This window comes from Ferrigenium kumadai, from assembly GCF_018324385.1.
Taxonomy (GTDB): Bacteria; Pseudomonadota; Gammaproteobacteria; order Burkholderiales; family Gallionellaceae; genus Gallionella; species Gallionella kumadai.
Genome location: NZ_AP019536.1, coordinates 1,612,247 through 1,629,076 on the forward strand (window position 1 = coordinate 1,612,247; position 16,830 = coordinate 1,629,076).

The window sequence follows — 16,830 nt, forward strand, 5'->3', positions numbered from 1 at the left end:
GATTGTGTAAGGAGGCCAGCCGCCATGCACATTACCCACTATCTCCCGCGTGCCCTGCCCGAACCGTTGGCCGGACTGACCACGCTCGCGCTCGATCTGCGCTGGAGCTGGCACCACGGTACGGACACCCTGTGGAGGACGGTCGATCCTCAACTGTGGGAGGAGACCCGCAACCCCTGGCTGATTCTCGAAAGCGTCTCCGATCAGCGGCTCGAAGACCTGGCCGCCGATGCGCAATTCATCGAGGCGCTGCGGCAGCAGCTCGAAATGAAGGAACAACATTTTCAGGGCGAGACCTGGTTCGCCTCCCAGTACGGCTCCACCTTTCAGGGCTACGTGGCCTACTTCAGCATGGAGTTCGGCTTGAGCGAGTCGCTGCCAATCTATTCGGGCGGGCTGGGAGTTCTCGCGGGCGACCTGATGAAGACCGCCTGCGACCTGGGCGTGCCGTTAGTTGGTATCGGCCTGCTGTATCAGCAGGGCTACTTCCGCCAGGCGCTGGATGCACAGGGGGAACAGATCGAGTTCTATCCCTACAACGACCCGACCATGCTGCCGGTGGTGCCGCTCACGGACGACAGCGGCGAGTGGGTCAACGTCACGGTGGAGCTGCCGGGACGGCTGTTGCGCCTGCGCGTCTGGCATGTCGAGGTGGGAAGGCGCTCGCTGTTCCTGCTCGACAGCAACGACCCGCTGAACAATCCGGGCGATCGCGGCATCACCAGCGAGCTGTACGGCAGCGGCCAGAAAAGTGCACAGGAAATGCGCCTGCAGCAGGAGATAGTGCTCGGCATCGGCGGCTGGCGGTTGCTGGAAAAAATGGGCATCGAGTGCCCGGTGTGCCATCTCAACGAAGGGCATGCGGCCTTTGCCATCCTGGAGCGCGCGCACAGCTTCATGCTCCACAGCAAACTGCCTTTCGATGTGGCGCTGCGCGCCACACGCGCGGGCAACCTGTTCACCTCGCACACGCCGGTGGAGGCAGGCTTTGACCGTTTCCCACCCGAACTGCTTCTCCGCTACTTCCGCGATTATGCGAAGCAGCTGGGCATCTCCGAGGACCAGTTGCTAGCGCTGGGGCGCAGCGATGCCTACGACCACGGCGAGCCCTTCAATATGGCCTATCTAGCGTTCCGCGGCGCGGGGGCCGTCAACGGCGTGAGCCGGTTGCACGGCAGGGTCAGCCGCCACATCTTCCAGCCGCTGTTCCCGCGCTGGCCAACGGCGGAAGTGCCGGTCGCGTACGTGACCAATGGCGTACATGCGGCAACGTGGGATTCCGCCGTGGCGGACACGCTGTGGACCAACGCCTGCGGCAAGATGCGCTGGCTGGGCACACTGGAGACCATCGAAAGCGCCCTGCGCTGCGTGGACGACCAGGCGTTGTGGGACTTCCGCTGCCAGGGCCGCCACGCGCTGGTCGAATTCCTGAATCCTCGCCTCGTTCGCCAGAACGACAACCACGAAGGATTGCACGAACAAACCAAGGGACTGGCTCCCGATTTCCTGACGCTGGGTTTTGCCCGGCGCTTCACCGGCTACAAGCGCACCAACCTCCTGCTGCACGACCCGCAGCGCCTCACCCGTTTGCTGACCAGCCGCGACCGTCCGGTACAGCTCGTCATCGCCGGCAAGGCGCATCCGCAAGACAGCGAGGGCAAACGCATGATCCGCGAGTGGACCGACTACCTGCGCCAACCGGAGCTGCAAGGCCGTGTGGTGTTCATGGAGGACTACAACCTGGTGGTCGCCGCTGAGATGGTGCAGGGTGTGGACATCTGGATCAATACCCCTCGCCGTCCGTGGGAGGCGAGCGGCACCAGCGGCATGAAGGTACTGGTCAACGGCGGGCTCAACTTGTCCGAACTGGACGGCTGGTGGGCCGAGGCCTACCGGCCCGAACTTGGCTGGGCACTGGGCGACCGTCAGGAGCACCACGATACCGCCGCCTGGGATGCGGCGGAAGCCGAACAACTCTACCGTCTGCTCGAGGAAGAGGTCGTGCCGAGCTTCTACCGGCGGGACGTGAACGGCCTGCCGCACGAATGGATCGCTCGCATGCGCGAAAGCATGGCGCAACTGTCGGCGCAGTTCTCGAGCAACCGCATGTTGCGGGAATATACCGAACGTTTCTACGTGCCGATGGCGGAAACCTGCAAACAGCGCCATGACGACAACGCCGCGCTCGCCGCCGGTATCGAGGAGTGGCACACGCTGTTGAGACAACACTGGGACAAGCTGTATTTCGGAAATATCACGGCAGAGGCCATCGCAGAAGGCATCCGTTTCCAGGTGCAGGTCTATCTCGACGGCCTCCCGCCCGACGCTGTCAGTGTGGAACTCTATGCGGAGGATCCGGCCGGCGGGCAACCGTTACGCCGGCCGTTGACACGCACTGCGGCGCTGCTGGGGGTGAACAACGCCTACCTGTACGAGGGCACGGTCGCCCAAGACCGCCCCGCCTCGGACTACACGTCGCGCATCGTCCCCTCGCATCCCTCGGCACTGGTGCCGCTGGAGGCGGCTTTCATCACCTGGTACAAGTGACGACGAACTCCAGCGCATTGCCGTCCGGATCGCGGCAAAACAGCGCCTGGCGTCCCGATTGGCTCAAGGTATAGGGTAGCCCCGCTTCGTCCAGTTTCGCCTTCAAGTCATCCATGTCGTCGACACCCAGCGCGACATGACGGTCGCGACCTCCGTGGGCAGGACGTTGCAATCCCGCTTCCGGATTCGGCAGCAGCATCAAATGTATTTGTTGGTTGGGCGCAACGTCGTACCACACCCCCTCGAAGCCCAGTTGCGGGCGGTTCGGATCGGCTCGCAGACCGAGCACACCTTCGTAGAAGGCGCGCGATCTTGCGAGGTCACTGGTAAGGAACGTGGCGTGGTGGATGCCCAGGATCATCAGGCTTTGACGGGAACCACTTTGCTTGCCGCCAGCTTCGCGCGCGCCCTCGCCTCGTCGGTGTCGCGGCCTGTAGCAAGCGCCACGCCCATGCGCCGTTTCTTGAACGACTCGGGCTTGCCGAACAGGCGGATGTCGGATTCCGGCACGCGCAAGGCTTCGTCCACGCCCTTGAACGCGATACCCGTCTCGTCCATCTGGCCGTAGATCACCGCCGATGCACCCGGTGCGCGCAGGCTGGCATCGACCGGCAGCCCCAGGATGGCGCGAGCATGCAGTTCGAATTCGTTGAAGCGCTGGCTGCACATGGTGACCATGCCGGTGTCGTGCGGGCGCGGGCTGACCTCGCTGAACCACACCATGTCGCCCTTCACGAACAGTTCGACGCCGAAGATGCCCTGCCCGCCCAGGTCGTCAGTCACCTTCTTCGCGATGTCGCGCGAGCGCTGCAAGGCCATCGGCGTCATCGCCATCGGCTGCCAGCTCTCGACATAGTCGCCGCTCACCTGTACGTGCCCGATGGGCTCGCAGAAATGCGTCGCTATCTTGCCGTCCGCACCAATGGCCCGCACGGTGAGCTGGGTGATCTCGTAATCGAAATCGATGAAGCCCTCGACGATCACCCTGCCCTGGTTCACGCGGCTGCCGCTCGCGGCATAGTCCCATGCGGCTTTCACTTCAGCAGGGCCGTCGATTTTCGACTGCCCCTTGCCGGAGGAAGACATCACCGGCTTCACGACGCACGGGTAACCGATGCCGCCGTCGATGGCCGCCTGCAATTCCTCCAGACTGTCGGCGAACTTGTATGGCGAGGTCGGCAAGCCCAGCGTCTCGGCGGCGAGGCGGCGGATGCCTTCGCGATTCATGGTGAGCTGCGTCGCACGCGCGGTCGGGATGACGCGCGCCAGGCCTTCCTTTTCGATCTGCACCAGCATGTCAGTGGCGATGGCTTCGATCTCAGGCACGATGAAGTCGGGTTTCTCCTGCTCGATCAGTGCGCGCAATGCCGCGCCATCAGCCATATTGATGACATGCGCGCGGTGCGCGACCTGATGGCCTGGCGCGTCAGCATAGCGATCCACGGCGATGGTTTCCACGCCGAGACGCTGCAATGCAATGAGGACTTCCTTGCCGAGTTCGCCGCTGCCGAGCAGCATGACTTTGGTGGCGGAGGGGCTGAGGGGGGTACCGATGGTGAGCTGTTTCATGGTGTATCAGATGGTGAAGTTGAACTGCGCGGAATTATACACATGCGGGTAACTACGTATTCTTCTCGCATGGGGATAGGGGTAGTATGCACCGGCCATTTCAACCACAGGGAGCGGGATCATGACGAACATCGTGCAATTGTTGGGAGATGAAGCGGAGCATTTGCTGGGATATCGATGCTCGGGCATAGACAAAGAATCGCTGCACCTGCCGGGGCCGGATTACGTGGATCGCGTGGTAGCGATGAAAGACCGCAAACCCGGCGTGCTGCGCAGCCTGCAAGCCCTGTACGGACATGGTCGACTGGCGAACACCGGCTATCTCTCCATCCTGCCGGTCGACCAGGGCGTAGAACATTCCGGCGGCGCCTCGTTCGCACCCAACCCCATCTATTTCGACCCCGAGAACATCGTCAGGCTCGCCATCGAAGGCGGCTGCAACGGCGTAGCCTCCACGCTAGGCGTGCTGGGTTCGGTCGCGCGCCGCTACGCTCACAAGATCCCCTTCATCGTGAAGATCAACCACAACGAGTTGCTCACCTACCCCAACGAATTCGACCAGACGCTGTTCGCCAGCGTGGATCAGGCGTTCGACATGGGTGCGGTGGCGGTCGGCGCGACAGTGTTCTACGGTTCCGAACAATCGCGCCGCCAGATACTGGAGGTCTCGGAGGCGTTCGAGCATGCGCATAACCTCGGCATGGCGACTTTCCTGTGGGCTTATCTGCGCAACCCCGCGTTCAAGACCGCCGACAAGGATTACCACGTGTCGGCCGACCTCACCGGCCAGGCCAACCATCTCGCCGTGACCATCAACGCCGACATCGTGAAACAGAAGATGGCCGAGAACAACGGCGGCTACAACGCCATCAAGTTCGGCAAGACCAGCCCCAGGGTGTACAACGAACTCACCACCGACCACCCCATCGACCTGGTGCGCTACCAGGTGGCGAACTGCTACATGGGTCGCGTCGGCATGATCAACTCCGGCGGCGAATCCGGCAAGGACGACCTGCACCAGGCCGTGCGCACCGCCGTCATCAACAAACGCGCCGGTGGCATGGGACTGATCTCCGGGCGCAAGGCGTTCCAGAAGCCGATGCTGGAAGGTGTGGCGTTGCTGAATGCGATCCAGGACGTATATGCGTCGAAAGATGTGACCGTGGCGTAGTGTCGCGTTTTGCAAACGGAAGAAGCCCAACCTTTAATCGGTTAAACATCAATTAGAAGGAGTTAATTATGATGAAACGAACAGTAATGGCATCCGCATTGGCAATGGCCCTATCCCTGTCCATTGGGGGAGCATGGGCGGCGACTCAGGAACAGGCTCAGGTTCAGGTTCAGAAACAGACTCAAACACAAAAGAAGGAGCGGATCTACGGCAGCCAGATGATGACCCGGCAGGAGCGCGCCGAATATCACGCCAGAATGCGCGCCGCGAAAACCGCCGAGGAGCGCGAACAGATCCGGAAGGAGCATCACGAGCGCATGAAAGAGCGCGCTAAACAGCGTGGCGTAACACTGCCCGACGAGCCGCCCGCTGGTGATGGAGGCATGGGACCGGGAGGCGGAATGGGCCCTGGTAGTGGGATGATGGGTCCGGGAGGTGGCATGGAACCCCGCGGCGGTCGCTGACCCAAGGCGCCCTGGCATTCCGCCGAAGCGGGCCGAGTTGAATCAGCGCAGCCTATTTTCCCTTCAGCCAATCCAGCACGCCCTGCCCCGCCGCCCTGCCGCTCGCGAAACAGCCCGTGAGCAGATAGCCGCCGGTCGGCGCTTCCCAGTCCAGCATCTCGCCCGCGCAGAACACGCCGGGCAGTTCGCGCAGCATCAGGTTTTCATCGAGCGCATCGAAGGCTACGCCGCCCGCGCTGCTGATCGCCTCATCCAGCGGGCGTGGAGCAACCAGCTTCAGCGGTAGCGCCTTAATGGCTTCCGCGAGACGAACGGGATCGTTCATCCCGTCCACACCCAGCACTTCGCGCAGCAGATTGGCCTTCGCGCCCTTGAGTCCGAGGCGGCTCTGCAGGTGGCTGGAGAGCGAGCGCGAGCCGCGCGGATGCGCCACCTCGTCCAATACCCGCTGCAGCGTCCAGTCCGGCAGCAGGTCGAGTTGCAGCGTGGCATGGCCCGCGCGTTCGATCTCGTCGCGCAGTGCGGCGGACAATGCATAGATCAGCCCACCCTCGATGCCGTGTTCGGTGATGACGCACTCGCCGCGTTGCGCCGCGACGCCGGCGCACAAAGCGGCGACGGATTTCAGCGGTTCGCCGGCATAGTGGCTGCGGAAGTACGGGCTCCACGCCACCTCGAAGCCGCAGTTGGCTGGACGCAGGGATGCTACGGCAACGCCGCGCTGCGCCAGCATCGGCAGCCACGCGCCATTCGAGCCGAGTTGCGGCCAGCTGCCGCCGCCCAGCGCCAGCACCACCGCGCTGTGCTTCGATACGCCGATCTCACCGTGAGGCGTATCGAAGCGCAGCGCGCCTTCGGCATTCCAGCCCAGCCAGCGATGCCTCACATGAAAGCGCACGCCCAGCTCGCGCAACCGGTGCAGCCAGGCGCGCAGCAGCGGCGCGGCCTTCATGCCGGTAGGGAACACGCGCCCGGAACTACCGGTGAAACTCTCAATGCCGAGGCTGAGCATCCACTCGCGCAACGTCTGAGGAGAAAACGCGCGCACCAGCGGCTCAAGCTGCCCGCGACGGCTGCCGTAGCGCGACAACAGGTTTTCCAGCGGCTCGGCATGGGTGATGTTCATACCGCCCTTGCCCGCCATCAGGAACTTGCGGCCCACGCTGGGCATGGCGTCATAGAGCTCCACATTCACCCCCTGCTGCGTGAGCACCTCCGCTGCCATTAGCCCGGCCGGCCCGCCGCCGATGACGGCAACGGGCAAGGTATTCAGATGGGATTCGGTCATGCCTTGCGCTTGACCATCACGTAATGTTTCTTCACCGGCTCCAGCACTTCGAAGGTACCGGTGAATCCCGCCGGGATCACGCAGGCATCACCGGGGCCGAATTCGCGCGCATTGCCATCGGTGTCGGTGATGCGGATACGGCCTTCCTGCACGTAAAAATACTCGTCGCTGCATTCGTCGAATACGATGCGCCACGCACCCGGTTCGCACGCCCACACGCCGCTGGAAACTTCGCCGGTGGCATTGCAGTAGTGCTCCCAGGTAGTGCGCAAGGGATTGCCCTTCACCAGCCGCTCCGGTTTGGGATGGTCGTAGGCAGGCGTACCGACGGCATCGGCGAAGGCGACGAGCGCGGGCTTGGCATGAACCGGGCTGATCGTCACGCCGCGTCGTGCCGCCATGTTCTGCCCCAACGTCTTCAGTTGCGCAGCGGACAGGAGGCGCTCGGCGAGCGGCAGCAATTCGCCATTCTCCTGCTCGATGTGGCGGTCATACACGTCGATGAAATGTTGCGCCACAGCCGCATCCAGTTCGGCCGACTGGCCGTCCGCAATGGCGAGCAGCATAGGGCGCAGGCGCTGCCACGCCGCCTCCATGCCCTTGTGCTCCTCGAGCAGGCATGCCACCAGTTCGCGGGCCTCCATACTGGATGTTTCGCACAGACAGGGAAACAGGTCGCACTCCTCGTCCTCATGATGGTATTGCCCGGCCGTGTCGAAATAGCGCAGGATGGCCTGCGCCGCCTGTTGCGCCTGCAAGTCGCAGCCGTGTTTAGGCAGGTAGGTCAGCAGTTTGGTCAACGTCGCGCATTGCGACTGTATGCGGCCGTGACAGGCCTCCAGCATTTCCAGAGGGTCATCGAAACCGGGGGCGGCAGCGCCGCCGAGCAAGTTCGTCATATCAGTCTCCCATTGCATGCCATGGTGCCGGATCGTGCGTCACGGCCACGCTCACTATGTAAAAGAATACCGCCTGCGCGGCCAGCCATGCAGCGAGGCGAATACGCTGCGTCGTGCCTCTCTTCAGTGCAACCGCGCCGAGCGCGATATACAGCAGCAGTGCCACGATCTTGGCGAGCAGCCACGGCGCACTCATGGGCGAGATGCCAAGCTGTACGGCCAACGCCACCGCGCTACCAAGCAATACGCTGTCGATCACGTGCGGAACGATCCTCACCCAGCGCCCTTGCTGTGCCAGCGTGCCGCGCAACATCCACACGCCGCGCACGAAGAACAGCGAGTAACTCAGCGCGACGCAGCTGATGTGCAGGTGTTTGAGCAGGACGGCTTCCATAGGTTCTCAGTCCCGGTGTACCCTTTCCGGCTCATGCAGCTTCCCGGACAGTAAGGTGGCGGACACGATCAGCAGCGCGCCTATCCAGTCCCGCAGTTCCATCACTTCGCCGGCGAGCAGATACGAGGAAACCGCAGCGAACACCAGTTCAGAGAGAAACAGGATGATGGCGCGGTTGGCGTCCAGATGGGCGATACTGTATTGAACCGCATAGCTGGTCGCACAGATCGTCAGCCCCAGCGCACCGAGAATCAGCCATTGCTGGGCACCAATGATCTGGAGCTGCCCGGCAACACCTCCTTGCCACCACAGCAACGGCACGGTCAGCAATGCCGTGCCGAACCAGACACTGGTTGTCTTGAGTTCCAGGCTCATATGGGCCGCGCGGCGCGCCACCACGTTGGACAACGCAAAAGCCACGCCAGCTGACAGGCCGCTCCATTCAGCAAGGTTCTGCGGCAGCGGCAGGCCGAGCTGCGGCTCCCACAGCATGACCATGGCGCCACCGAACGACAGCGCCATGACGAGATAGCCGTAATGGTTGAGGCGCTCGCCGAGCAGCCAGTAGGAGAACAATATCGTCCACAGCGGGGCGAGATAGAACAGCAGCAGCACGCGCATCACCTCGCCGCCGAGCATCCCCAGCACGAAGCCGAAGTTGGTCCAGCCCGCGCTCAGCAACAGCCACAGCGGCCACCAGCCCGCGCGATGCCGCTCGCGCCAGACGCGCGGCAGCATGAACGCGCCGAACAGGATCGCCATCACATAGGTGATCAGCGTCGCCAGCGGGCCGGAGATGCCGGCATCCTGCAGCGCACGATAGGGAAACCAGATCAGCCCCCACACCAGCGAACCGCTCAACACGCCCGCGAACGTGAACAGATTTTGTTTTGATGGCACTAGTCCGCCCTTTATAATGCACGCTGTTATTTCGCGCCATACCGCAGATTTAAAGAGACCGCAGATGAATCCGGATCTACAGAAACTCCAGCCCTACCCGTTCCAGAAACTCGCCGCGCTGTTCCGCGAAGTGCAAGCGAACCCGGATTACCGGCCCATCAGCCTGTCCATCGGCGAGCCGAAGCATGCCACGCCGCAGTTCATCAAGGACGCGCTGACCGCCAATCTCGACGGTCTGGCGAATTATCCCACAACCGCAGGCAGCGACGCGCTGCGCAACACCATCTCCGAGTGGCTGGGCAGGCGCTACGGCATCCCCCTGCCCGATGCGAAGACCCAGGTGTTGCCGGTGAACGGCAGCCGCGAGGCGCTGTTCGCCTTCGCGCAGACGGTGATCGACCGCAGCAAGAACAGTCCCTCCGTGGTCTGCCCCAACCCCTTCTACCAGATCTATGAAGGCGCGGCGCTGCTCGCGGGTGCGACGCCCTACTTCCTCAACAATCTGCCGGAAGACAACTATGCGCTGAACTTCGCGCAACTGCCGGATGAGGTCTGGCAACGCACGCAACTGATCTACGTGTGTTCACCGGGCAACCCGACCGGACGCGTGATGCCGATGCAGGAATGGAAGACGCTGTTCGAGATGAGCGACCGCTACGGTTTCGTCATCGCCTCGGACGAGTGTTACTCGGAGATCTATTTTGGCGAGAAAAAGCCGTTGAGCGCACTGCAAGCCGCACAGCAACTGGGGCGTAGCGATTATCGCAACCTGGTGGTGTTCTCCAGCCTGTCGAAGCGCTCCAATGTGCCGGGCATGCGCTCCGGTTTCGTCGCGGGCGATGCCAGGGTGCTCGAAAAATTCGCGCTGTACCGCACCTATCACGGTTCGGCGATGAACCCGGTGATCCAGGCCGCCAGCATCGCGGCCTGGAACGACGAAGCTCATGTTGCGGAGAACCGCCGCCTGTATGCCGAGAAGTTCGCGCAGGTGGTCGACATACTGAAACCGGTACTGCCGGTTACGCTGCCGGATGCCGGCTTCTACCTCTGGATACGCACGCCCATCGCCGACACCGCCTTCGCGCAGGCCCTGTATCGCGACTATAATGTGACCGTTTTGCCGGGCAGTTATCTTGCCCGCACTGCGCAAGGGGTAAATCCCGGAGAGAATTTCGTGCGCCTGGCGCTGGTCGCCAACGTAGCAGAGACCGTGGAGGCCGCGCAGCGCATCGCCCGTTTCGTTTCATCGCTCAACTAAACTCGACTGGAAACCATCATGAATCAATTGCAGCAAATCATCGAACAAGCCTTTGAACGCCGCGCCGAGATCACCCCGCGCAATGCTGACGCACAGCTCAAGGAAGCGGTCGACACCGTCATCACCCAGCTCGACCAAGGCAAGCTGCGCGTCGCCGAAAAGATCGATGGCGACTGGGTCACCCACCAGTGGCTGAAGAAGGCCGTGCTGCTGTCGTTCCGCCTCGAAGACAACGCCTTCATCAAGGGCGGCTTCACCAACTACTATGACAAGGTGCCGTCCAAGTTCGCCGACTACAACAGCCGCGATTTCCGCGAAGGCGGTTTCCGCGTGGTGCCTCCGGCCGCAGCGCGCAAGGGCGCATACATCGCCAAGAACGTGGTGCTGATGCCTTCCTACGTGAACATCGGCGCGTATGTCGATGAAGGCACCATGGTGGACACCTGGGCGACCGTCGGCTCCTGCGCCCAGATCGGCAAGAACGTGCACCTGTCCGGCGGCGTCGGCATCGGCGGCGTGCTGGAACCGGTGCAGGCCAACCCGACCATCATCGGCGACAACTGCTTCATCGGCGCGCGTTCCGAGATCGTCGAAGGCGTGATCGTGGAAGACGGCGCGGTGATCTCGATGGGCGTTTTCATCGGCCAGAGCACCAAGATCTACGACCGCGAGACCGGCGAGGTGCACTACGGCCGCGTTCCCGCAGGTTCCGTCGTGGTGAGCGGCAGCCTGCCCTCCAAGGACGGCAGCTATAGCCTGTACTGCGCGGTAATCGTGAAGAAGGTCGATGCGAAGACCCTGGGCAAGGTCGGCATCAACGAATTGCTACGAGGCATTTAACCCGGGGAATCGGGCCCGGAATGCAGGAATCGGGCTTAATACCCGATTCCGATCCCAAGCCCGGCGTCCTGAATCCCGGATTCTTTATTTGATGTTGAGGGGAACACGATGATCATCACTCCGTTGCTGCAACTGGCCGCCGACAAGCAAGCCTCCGACCTGTTCTTCTCGGTCGGCGCGCCGGTCAACATCAAGATCGACGGCATCACCATGCCGGTGAATGCCCAGATACTGGATGCGGAGATCATCAAGCGCATCGCCTACGAGCTGATGTCGCCAAAGCGCATCGCTGTATTCGAGGCCGAGATGGAGATGAACTTCTCGTTCCGTTTCGACGGCATCGGCAGCTTCCGCGTCAACATCTTCCGCCAGCGCGGCGACATCGCCATCGTGGTGCGCTACGTCAAGGGCCAGATCGACAAGGTCGAAGACCTGCATCTGCCCAGCGTGCTGAAAGAGCTGATCATGGAAAAGCGCGGCCTGGTGCTGGTGGTCGGCGCGACCGGTTCCGGCAAGTCCACCACGCTCGCCTCGATGATCCAGCATCGCAGCAGCACGCAGACCGGCCACATCCTGACCATCGAGGACCCGATCGAATACATCTTTCAACATGGCAAATCCATCGTAAACCAGCGCGAGATCGGTACCGATACACAGGGCTATGAGAAGGCACTCGCCAGCGGCATGCGCGAAGCGCCGGATGTGCTGATGATCGGCGAAGTGCGCGACCGCGAGACGCTCAAGCACGCGCTGATCTTCGCGCAGACCGGCCACCTGTGCCTGACTACGCTGCACGCCAACAACAGCTACCATGCGCTGAACCGCATCGTTAACTTCTTCCCCTACGAGTCGCGCCTGGGCGTGTTGTCCGACCTGTCGATGTGCCTGCGCGCCGTGATCTCGCAGCGCCTGGTACGCAACGTGCATGGCAAGCAGGTGCCCGCAGTGGAAGTACTGCTGAATACTTCGCTGATCGCCGACATGATCAAGAGCGACGAGATCGAGAAGATCCGCGAGGCCATCGAGAAGAGCGTGTCCGCCGGCTCTCAGACCTTCGAGCAGGCCCTATACAAGCTGTTCAAGACCGGCCAGATTACCAAGGAGGAAGCGATGCGCAACGCCGACTCGGCCAGCAACCTGGCCTCGCTGATCGACTTCTCCGAGCGCACCAGCACCATGAAGGTGCCGGTATTCGACCCCGCCAGGGTCTCGCCGCAGGAACCCCAGCCGCATTCTGATTTCAGCGGCATCAAGCTCAATCTGGACGAGCAGAAATGAAGCTGTACGGTATCCCCAACTGCGGAACCGTCAAAAAGGCACGCGCCTCGCTGGAAGCGCACGGCATCGATTACGAATTTCACGACTTCAAGAAACTCGGCGTCACCGAAACCATGCTGTCCGGCTGGCTCAAGCAGGTCGGCTGGCAGAAACTGCTGAAGAAGACCGGCCCGACCTGGGGGCAATTGCCCGACGAGGTGAAAGCCTCGATCAAGGACGATGCTTCCGCACTGGCCCTGATGCTGGAAAAGCCCAACGTCATCAAACGTCCGGTGCTGGAGCACAAAGGCAAGGTGCTGGCGACCGGATTCAACGAAACCGATTACAAAAATCTGGATTTTTGAACAAGACAAAAATGAGCGACACCCTCGAGTTAACCAAACAACTCATCTCGCGCCATTCGCTCACGCCGATGGATGACGGCTGCATCGACATCATCGGCGCACGCCTCGCGCCGCTGGATTTCAGCCTGGAGATGATGCGCCATAGCGAAGTGGACAACCTGTGGGCGCGGCGCGGCAATGCTTCGCCCGTGGTCTGCTTCGCCGGGCACACCGACGTGGTGCCGACCGGCCCCGTCAACAAGTGGGACAGCGACCCGTTCACCCCTGCGGTACGCGACGGCATGCTGTACGGACGCGGAGCTTCGGACATGAAGGGCTCGCTCGCCGCCTTCGTCACCGCCATCGAGAAGTTCGTCGCCGAATATCCACAGCACAAGGGCAGCATCGCCCTGCTGCTCACCTCGGACGAGGAAGGCATCGCGGTGGACGGCACTGTGCGCGTGGTCGAAACGTTGCAGGACCGCGACGAAAAACTGGATTACTGCATCGTCGGCGAGCCCACTTCGGTCAGCAAGACCGGCGACACCATCAAAAATGGGCGGCGCGGCTCGCTCTCCGGCACACTGACCGTCAAGGGCGTGCAGGGCCATATCGCCTACCCTCACCTGGTGAAGAACCCCATCCACATGGCCGCGCCCGCCATCGCCGAACTGGCCGCGACGGTATGGGACGAGGGCAACGAATATTTCCCCCCGACCTCCTGGCAGATATCCAACATCCATGGCGGCACGGGTGCCACCAACGTCGTGCCCGGCACGGTAGAGGTCCTGTTCAACTTCCGCCATTCCACCGCGAGCACGGTGGACAGTCTGAAGCAGCGTGTCCATGCCATCCTCGACCAGCACGGGCTGGAATATGACCTGCAATGGGAGAAATCCTCGGGCAAGCCCTACCTCACCCCGCGCGGCGACCTGGTCGATGCGGTAGCCTCGGCCATCAAGCAGGTGCAGGGCATCGAGACCGAACTCTCCACCAGCGGCGGCACTTCCGACGGGCGCTTCATCGCCGACATCTGCCCCCAGGTGATCGAGCTCGGCCCGCTCAACGCGACGATCCACAAAATCAACGAGTGCGTGTCGGTGGCCGATCTCGATGCGTTGTCGGAAATCTATTACCTCACCCTGTGCAAGCTGCTGGCCGAATGAAGTACCGCGGAGGCGACTGATGATGAAAACACAAACTAGCGATTATTTTTCCGGTGCGATACAGCACCTACATACCGTTCGCGACTGGCTGCGCTTTGCGGTGAGCCGCTTCAAGCAGGGCGGGCTGTTCTTTGGCCACGGCAGCAGCGAGGCCTATGACGAGGCGGCCTACCTGATCCTGCACACGCTGCACCTGCCGCTGGACCGACTCGAACCGTTCCTGGATGCTCGCCTGACCGACAACGAGCGCAGCGAGGTGATGAGCATCATCCAGCGTCGCGTCGAGCAGCGCATCCCGGCCGCTTACCTGACCAACGAGGCCTTCCTCGGCGACTTCAGCTTCTATGTCGACGAACGCGTCATCGTACCGCGCTCATTCATCGCCGAACTGCTTCGCAACCAGTTCTCGCCGTGGATCGCCGAACCGGAAGAGATAGGCAGCGTGCTCGATATGTGCACCGGCAGCGGCTGCCTCGCCATCCTCGCCGCGCATGCCTTCCCGTTCGCAGAGATCGACGCGGTGGACCTGTCGGCGGACGCGCTGGCCGTCGCACAGCGCAACGTCGCCGATTACGAGTTGCAGGACCGCGTGCACCTGGTCGAATCCGACCTATTCGCCAAGCTCGGCGGCAAGCAATACGACATCATCATCAGCAACCCGCCCTACGTCGACGCCGAATCGGTTGCAGCATTGCCACGGGAATTCCTGCACGAGCCCAAGCTGTCGCTGGGCAGCGGCCACGACGGGCTGGATGCCACGCGCGTCATCCTGAAGCACGCCGCCGAACACCTCACCGAAAACGGGATACTGGTGGTCGAGATCGGCCACAACCGAGAGGTGCTCGAAGCCGCCTACCCCGACCTGCCATTCACCTGGCTGGACGTCAGCGCGGGCGACCAGTTCGTATTCATGCTGCACCGCAACGATTTGCTCTAAATGTCGTCCATCGAGCATTACGAAAACTTCCCCGTCGCCTCCATCCTCATGCCCAAGCGGCTGCGCAAGCCGGTGGCGGCGATCTACCACTTTGCGCGCGCAGCGGACGACATCGCGGACGAAGGCGAACTTTCCGATGAAGAGCGCCTGAAGCAACTGGATGAATTCCGCGCCAAACTGAAACGCATCGAAGCGCATGAGGTGCCACGAACCGCGCTATTCGAAAACCTCGCCGCCGAGATTCGCGAACACGGTCTTCCGATGCAACCGTTGTACGACTTGCTCGATGCCTTCTCGCAGGACGTGATGAAGAAGCGCTACGCGAACTTCGACGAGTTGCTCGACTACTGCCGCCGCTCTGCCAACCCGGTGGGTAACCTTCTGCTGCACTTATACGGGGAAGCCACACCGGTCAATCTCGCCTACTCCGATGCCATCTGCACCTCGCTGCAACTGATCAACTTCTGGCAGGATGTATCGAAAGACTGGGCCATAGCCCGTGTCTACCTGCCGCAGGACGATCTGGCTGTGCACAAGGTGAGCGAATCACAGATCGCGCAGGGCATCGTCGACGACAACTGGCGTGCGTTGATGCGGCTCGAGGTACAACGCGCGCGCGAGATGATGCTGTACGGCAAACCGCTCGGCACCATCCTGACCGGACGCATCGGCCTGGAGATGCGCATGATCATCGCGGGCGGATTGCGTATCCTCGACAAGATCGAAGCCGCTGACTACGACATGTTCAACCGCCGCCCGGTGTTGCGCCCATTCGACTGGGTTATCATGCTGGCGAAATCAGCCCCCTTCTGAACAGCAATGAATCCTTACCAGTACTGCGTAGACAAAGCAGCCTCCAGCGGCTCCAGCTTCACCAGCAGCTTCCGTTTCCTGCCCAGAGAGAAACGGCAGGCCATGACCGTGCTGTATGCCTTCTGCCGCGAGGTGGATGACGTGGTGGACGAGTGCTCGGACGCGAACGTCGCGCGTACCACGCTCAACTGGTGGCGCGGCGAAGTCGCCGCCATCTACGGAGGCAAGCCACAGCACCCTGTCGCACAGGCTCTGGTCCCGATCGTGCAGCAGTTCAATCTCTCTCAGGAACACCTGCTGGAGATCATCGACGGCATGGAGATGGATCTCGACCAGCCGCGCTACCCCGACTTCAAGGCGCTGCAACTGTATTGCTACCGCGTCGCCTCGGTGGTCGGCCTGCTGTCGGCCGAGATCTTCGGCTACACCGACCGCCAGACGCTGAAGTACGCGCACGACCTCGGCATCGCCTTCCAGCTGACCAACATCATTCGCGACGTCGGCGAGGATGCGCGGCGCAACCGCATCTACCTGCCGATGGACGAGCTGCAGGAGTTCGGCGTTCCCGCGAGCGACATCCTCAACGCGCGCGAAACAGAGAACTTCCACAAGCTCATGGCATTCCAAGTTGAGCGCGCGAAGCGCTACTACCAGCAGGCATTCGAGCATCTGCCCGCCGTAGACCGCAAGGCACAGCGCGTTGGACTCATCATGGCCGAGATCTACCAGGCCACGCTGAACGAGGTCGTATGCAGCGGCTGCCACGTGCTGAAAGAACGCGTGTCGCTCACGCCGACCTATAAGCTGTGGCTAGCCTTCAAGGCATGGCTGAAGAACTGAGAAACCTCGGAAAACCTACTGCGCGACTCGATTGCGGCGTTGCGCGGTGCTCGCAACCTCGCCTACCCACAGGGTATGTCTCGGTTGCTGCGCTCCGTGCGCCTTGCACTCAAGCCGCTCGCTACGGTTTTTCGAGGTTCCCG

Annotated in this window: 17 protein-coding genes; 11 read left to right on the forward strand and 6 right to left on the reverse strand. The window is 62.2% G+C overall.

The window, feature by feature from the left end:
• The first annotated feature begins 24 nt into the window (after nucleotides 1-24).
• The gene (gene glgP / locus FGKAn22_RS07655) at nucleotides 25-2,547 is read left to right on the forward strand and encodes an alpha-glucan family phosphorylase (RefSeq protein WP_212785060.1); all 2,523 of its coding nucleotides are present in this window, start codon (nucleotides 25-27) and stop codon (nucleotides 2,545-2,547) included.
• Here glgP and FGKAn22_RS07660 read toward each other — a convergent pair.
• Nucleotides 2,531-2,908, reverse strand: coding sequence for a VOC family protein (locus FGKAn22_RS07660; protein ID WP_212785062.1), 378 nt, complete (start codon nucleotides 2,906-2,908; stop codon nucleotides 2,531-2,533). The two genes, glgP and FGKAn22_RS07660, sit on opposite strands and share 17 nt — an antisense overlap.
• Nucleotides 2,908-4,116 (reverse strand): formate-dependent phosphoribosylglycinamide formyltransferase, encoded by a 1,209-nt coding sequence (gene purT, locus FGKAn22_RS07665; RefSeq protein WP_212785064.1) that lies wholly within the window; start codon nucleotides 4,114-4,116, stop codon nucleotides 2,908-2,910. Before purT ends, FGKAn22_RS07660 begins: the two co-directional genes overlap by 1 nt.
• 121 nt (nucleotides 4,117-4,237) lie before the next feature.
• Here purT and FGKAn22_RS07670 point away from each other — a divergent pair, with 121 nt between their 5' ends.
• Nucleotides 4,238-5,287 (forward strand): class I fructose-bisphosphate aldolase, encoded by a 1,050-nt coding sequence (locus FGKAn22_RS07670; RefSeq protein ID WP_212785065.1) that lies wholly within the window; start codon nucleotides 4,238-4,240, stop codon nucleotides 5,285-5,287.
• 68 nt (nucleotides 5,288-5,355) lie between these two features.
• On the forward strand, nucleotides 5,356-5,751 hold the full coding sequence (locus FGKAn22_RS07675) for a hypothetical protein (protein WP_212785066.1): 396 nt from the start codon (nucleotides 5,356-5,358) through the stop codon (nucleotides 5,749-5,751).
• A 52-nt stretch (nucleotides 5,752-5,803) separates the two neighbouring features.
• Here FGKAn22_RS07675 and FGKAn22_RS07680 read toward each other — a convergent pair whose 3' ends face one another.
• From FGKAn22_RS07680 to FGKAn22_RS07695, 4 genes are read right to left on the reverse strand one after another with little or no spacing between them, the layout of a single operon-like run.
• Complete coding sequence (locus tag FGKAn22_RS07680; RefSeq protein WP_212785067.1) at nucleotides 5,804-7,039, reverse strand: TIGR03862 family flavoprotein; 1,236 nt, start codon at nucleotides 7,037-7,039, stop codon at nucleotides 5,804-5,806.
• Nucleotides 7,036-7,938 carry a cupin domain-containing protein gene (locus tag FGKAn22_RS07685; RefSeq protein ID WP_212785068.1) on the reverse strand — a complete coding sequence of 301 codons (903 nt, stop codon included), beginning with the start codon at nucleotides 7,936-7,938 and terminating at the stop codon, nucleotides 7,036-7,038. The genes FGKAn22_RS07680 and FGKAn22_RS07685 overlap by 4 nt, the downstream gene beginning before the upstream one ends.
• A 1-nt stretch (nucleotide 7,939) precedes the next feature.
• Nucleotides 7,940-8,332 carry a SirB2 family protein gene (locus FGKAn22_RS07690; RefSeq protein ID WP_212785069.1) on the reverse strand — a complete coding sequence of 131 codons (393 nt, stop codon included), beginning with the start codon at nucleotides 8,330-8,332 and terminating at the stop codon, nucleotides 7,940-7,942.
• 6 nt (nucleotides 8,333-8,338) lie between these two features.
• A complete protein-coding gene (locus FGKAn22_RS07695) occupies nucleotides 8,339-9,232 on the reverse strand; it encodes a DMT family transporter (RefSeq protein WP_212785070.1) in 894 nt (297 codons plus the stop codon).
• A 64-nt stretch (nucleotides 9,233-9,296) separates the two neighbouring features.
• Here FGKAn22_RS07695 and dapC point away from each other — a divergent pair, with 64 nt between their 5' ends.
• The 8 genes from dapC (at nucleotide 9,297) to hpnD (ending at nucleotide 16,687) form a co-directional block, all read left to right on the forward strand.
• Nucleotides 9,297-10,490 carry a succinyldiaminopimelate transaminase gene (gene dapC / locus FGKAn22_RS07700; RefSeq protein ID WP_212785071.1) on the forward strand — a complete coding sequence of 398 codons (1,194 nt, stop codon included), beginning with the start codon at nucleotides 9,297-9,299 and terminating at the stop codon, nucleotides 10,488-10,490.
• 18 nt (nucleotides 10,491-10,508) lie between these two features.
• Nucleotides 10,509-11,330, forward strand: a complete 822-nt coding sequence (gene dapD / locus FGKAn22_RS07705; protein WP_212785072.1) for a 2,3,4,5-tetrahydropyridine-2,6-dicarboxylate N-succinyltransferase — start codon at nucleotides 10,509-10,511, stop codon at nucleotides 11,328-11,330.
• Nucleotides 11,331-11,438: 108 nt separating this feature from the next.
• The gene (locus FGKAn22_RS07710; protein ID WP_212785073.1) at nucleotides 11,439-12,608 is read left to right on the forward strand and encodes a PilT/PilU family type 4a pilus ATPase; all 1,170 of its coding nucleotides are present in this window, start codon (nucleotides 11,439-11,441) and stop codon (nucleotides 12,606-12,608) included.
• Nucleotides 12,605-12,952: an ArsC family reductase gene (locus tag FGKAn22_RS07715; RefSeq protein WP_212785074.1), complete on the forward strand. Its 348-nt coding sequence runs from the start codon at nucleotides 12,605-12,607 to the stop codon at nucleotides 12,950-12,952. Before FGKAn22_RS07710 ends, FGKAn22_RS07715 begins: the two co-directional genes overlap by 4 nt.
• Before the next feature lie 11 nt (nucleotides 12,953-12,963).
• Entirely contained in the window at nucleotides 12,964-14,097 is a 1,134-nt protein-coding gene (dapE, locus tag FGKAn22_RS07720) for a succinyl-diaminopimelate desuccinylase (RefSeq protein ID WP_212785075.1), read from the forward strand.
• A 19-nt stretch (nucleotides 14,098-14,116) separates the two neighbouring features.
• A complete protein-coding gene (gene prmB / locus FGKAn22_RS07725) occupies nucleotides 14,117-15,034 on the forward strand; it encodes a 50S ribosomal protein L3 N(5)-glutamine methyltransferase (protein WP_246487366.1) in 918 nt (305 codons plus the stop codon).
• A complete protein-coding gene (hpnC, locus tag FGKAn22_RS07730) occupies nucleotides 15,035-15,847 on the forward strand; it encodes a squalene synthase HpnC (protein WP_212785076.1) in 813 nt (270 codons plus the stop codon).
• A gap of 6 nt (nucleotides 15,848-15,853) precedes the next feature.
• Complete coding sequence (hpnD, locus tag FGKAn22_RS07735; RefSeq protein ID WP_212785077.1) at nucleotides 15,854-16,687, forward strand: presqualene diphosphate synthase HpnD; 834 nt, start codon at nucleotides 15,854-15,856, stop codon at nucleotides 16,685-16,687.
• Nucleotides 16,688-16,830 lie beyond the last annotated feature (143 nt).

Excerpts from the sequence above, each read along its gene's own strand:
- hpnC (WP_212785076.1), top strand. The coding sequence starts at position 15,035 with ATGTCGTCCATCGAGCATTACGAAAACTTCCCCGTCGCCTCCATCCTC.
- prmB (WP_246487366.1), top strand. The coding sequence starts at position 14,117 with ATGATGAAAACACAAACTAGCGATTATTTTTCCGGTGCGATACAGCAC.
- glgP (WP_212785060.1), top strand. The coding sequence starts at position 25 with ATGCACATTACCCACTATCTCCCGCGTGCCCTGCCCGAACCGTTGGCC.
- FGKAn22_RS07685 (WP_212785068.1), bottom strand. The coding sequence starts at position 7,938 with ATGACGAACTTGCTCGGCGGCGCTGCCGCCCCCGGTTTCGATGACCCT.
- FGKAn22_RS07690 (WP_212785069.1), bottom strand. The coding sequence starts at position 8,332 with ATGGAAGCCGTCCTGCTCAAACACCTGCACATCAGCTGCGTCGCGCTG.
- FGKAn22_RS07670 (WP_212785065.1), top strand. The coding sequence starts at position 4,238 with ATGACGAACATCGTGCAATTGTTGGGAGATGAAGCGGAGCATTTGCTG.
- purT (WP_212785064.1), bottom strand. The coding sequence starts at position 4,116 with ATGAAACAGCTCACCATCGGTACCCCCCTCAGCCCCTCCGCCACCAAA.
- FGKAn22_RS07680 (WP_212785067.1), bottom strand. The coding sequence starts at position 7,039 with ATGACCGAATCCCATCTGAATACCTTGCCCGTTGCCGTCATCGGCGGC.
- FGKAn22_RS07660 (WP_212785062.1), bottom strand. The coding sequence starts at position 2,908 with ATGATCCTGGGCATCCACCACGCCACGTTCCTTACCAGTGACCTCGCA.
- dapD (WP_212785072.1), top strand. The coding sequence starts at position 10,509 with ATGAATCAATTGCAGCAAATCATCGAACAAGCCTTTGAACGCCGCGCC.
- dapE (WP_212785075.1), top strand. The coding sequence starts at position 12,964 with ATGAGCGACACCCTCGAGTTAACCAAACAACTCATCTCGCGCCATTCG.
- dapC (WP_212785071.1), top strand. The coding sequence starts at position 9,297 with ATGAATCCGGATCTACAGAAACTCCAGCCCTACCCGTTCCAGAAACTC.
- FGKAn22_RS07675 (WP_212785066.1), top strand. The coding sequence starts at position 5,356 with ATGATGAAACGAACAGTAATGGCATCCGCATTGGCAATGGCCCTATCC.
- FGKAn22_RS07710 (WP_212785073.1), top strand. The coding sequence starts at position 11,439 with ATGATCATCACTCCGTTGCTGCAACTGGCCGCCGACAAGCAAGCCTCC.
- hpnD (WP_212785077.1), top strand. The coding sequence starts at position 15,854 with ATGAATCCTTACCAGTACTGCGTAGACAAAGCAGCCTCCAGCGGCTCC.
- FGKAn22_RS07715 (WP_212785074.1), top strand. The coding sequence starts at position 12,605 with ATGAAGCTGTACGGTATCCCCAACTGCGGAACCGTCAAAAAGGCACGC.